This window comes from Pseudomonas sp. PD9R (assembly GCF_019200975.1).
GTDB lineage: Bacteria > Pseudomonadota > Gammaproteobacteria > Pseudomonadales > Pseudomonadaceae > Aquipseudomonas.
Genome location: NZ_JAHTMR010000040.1, coordinates 1 through 2,166, shown reverse-complemented (window position 1 = coordinate 2,166; position 2,166 = coordinate 1). Strand labels below are relative to the sequence as shown.

1 protein-coding gene and 1 pseudogene are annotated in these 2,166 nt (G+C 49.4%); both read right to left on the bottom strand.

Annotation, left to right across the window (positions count from 1 at the left end; translation table 11 throughout):
• Nucleotides 1–367 (bottom strand): annotated as a pseudogene (locus KUF73_RS31240) (RHS repeat protein); the annotation flags it as partial.
• A 407-nt stretch (nucleotides 368–774) separates the two neighbouring features.
• Nucleotides 775–2,166 (bottom strand): RHS repeat-associated core domain-containing protein (locus tag KUF73_RS31235; protein WP_218441780.1); only part of this gene is annotated, 1,392 nt, incomplete at its 5' end.

The window sequence follows — 2,166 nt, the reverse complement described above, 5'->3', positions numbered from 1 at the left end:
CCCCGACTGGACGTAATTGATCGTCATATTCGGTGTGACGCTGACTGCCTCGTGCATCCCAGAACCAACAGGGCAAACCGGTCTGATCCAGCAGGCTCAACTGCCACCCGGCATCGACGCTGTCCGTCAGCAGCGGCTGAGCGCTCAAACCATAGACCGTGGCCAGATTCGGTTTCAACGCCGTACCCCACAACCGAGGGTCCCACGACTCACTTAACCGCCCCACCGCATCAAAGCGTTGCCGGGTGATGCGCGGATCAATCACCGGGCTATCGGGATGCCGGCAATAGCCCACGCTGCGGATCGCGAGGGTGCGCGGATCGATGACCGAGAGTGTTGGCGTGGCTGCGTGGTGGTTAGCGTTCACGGTATGGACGGTCCTTCGGTCTGGACGAGGAAAGACTGAGCGCTTTTTGGGCTTGGCGATACTGTAAAAAGTAACAGGTCGGTATCTTTGAAGTCCTCACCTTGTACGTATTGCTAAAAACAGTTTTTCGCAACATGCGCTATCGGCTCGATCGAAGCGACGCCAGCCATGGGCTGTCGTCGCAGGCATATTTTTTGGCATGATTGTGTTGCTGGTGGCGTTAATGTTGGTTTCAGTTGTGTGGGGATCGGTTGGCGAGGGGGTTGAATAAGCGTTAAGGCAAGATCAAAAAATCTTAGATTGCGAAAATTACGATAAAGTCTGTACCCATCGTCAATACCGCGCCAAATGGCTGATCTAATTCCCCTATCATTCTAAAAATAGCATGCCGCTTAATAACTTTAATTTCATTTCCTGCCAAAAATTGATCGGAGTATTGAAGTCTTGGTTGTTTTACCCTTTAACGATGCTGGCCTCGTTAAATTCGGCGGCTGTATTTTTTGGGTTTCAGGTATTTGCAGATCCGGTCTATGAAGCTCATTATCAAACAGTTTCCGGAAAGAAAGTGAATCCGTACCCAAGCCATTACTAACATCTGCAAACATGTTCAGCAGCTCCCTTTTCACCTCTGTCGGAATATTTGGTGAACCTTGATACACGAATTTGTTAATTGGAATCTGACTCATTGAAAACACCTTATCGTAATCACCAACATTTGTACCAGTAGAAACGAAGTAGTCTGGAGCATTCAGAGAATGCGGAAAGTTCAACGACCTAGACACTCCTAACAGAACAGGTATATCTCGATACCTTCCCCCAGTTTGCTCTGGCAAACTTCGAACATCTTGCAAAGTAAATCCAAGCGTAGAACTTTTGTTTCTGTGGTAAATCTTTACTGTTTGCTCATGCGAGGTAGGTGCATTTAAATATCGAGGCGAATGTACAATCGGAGATCCTTCATCATGAATTTTTCCTTCGTACGGAGCCCTCCACGGATCAGTCGCTACATCTCCGACCCTGCCTGGAGACAATGGATAGATATCAACCACGCCACTATCAACATCCATAATCCCAGAAAAACTGTTACCCGGCTTCGATTGGCTCAGATAAAAGAAAAGGTCAGGACCTGGATTTAATTTAGGCATTTCATAATTAACAACCAACCTCTCATGACGAAGTCGACCGGCATGAGAAATTTCAGAGTAATGCAAAACTGCAGCCCCTTCTTTATCAGAAAAAACAACAGGATTATTTTTGAATGAGCAATAAATATTAAACCCATCTACCAACCCGAAAGGATCAGCACACAACCAACGCTGCAACCGCGCCGCGTAGTATCGATACCCATAGCAATAAAGCCCAGTTACATCCAACTCTTTTCTCGAATACCGAATTGTTTTGTACTGCGCCACCAACGCACTTTTCCCCGCCCAACAGGCCGTGCCGCCGAAGGCGTAGTAGCGTTCCTGAGTCAGCACACCGGCCTCGCCGTCCAATTCCAACGTGCTGGAACGCAGATGATCGCTAAGGCTGTAGCGCAGTTGATCGTCATGAGCGCCATCGGGCCAATGCAACGCGCGCACGCAGCTGCGCCCTGCTTCGACATTGATGACATGCCGCTCTTCACCGTCGGCCTGTCGGTGGATTTCCAGATTGGGGAGGTAGCGGACTTCGGTGCGGAGGGTTTGGCGATTGGTTTGGCTGAAATGGATCTTGCGCAAACGATGGCCGGGGCGGTTGTAGCGGTAGCATTCGTAGTCGTCGGGCGCGTCTTCGCGCTGAACCAGAGWSMCMTAACG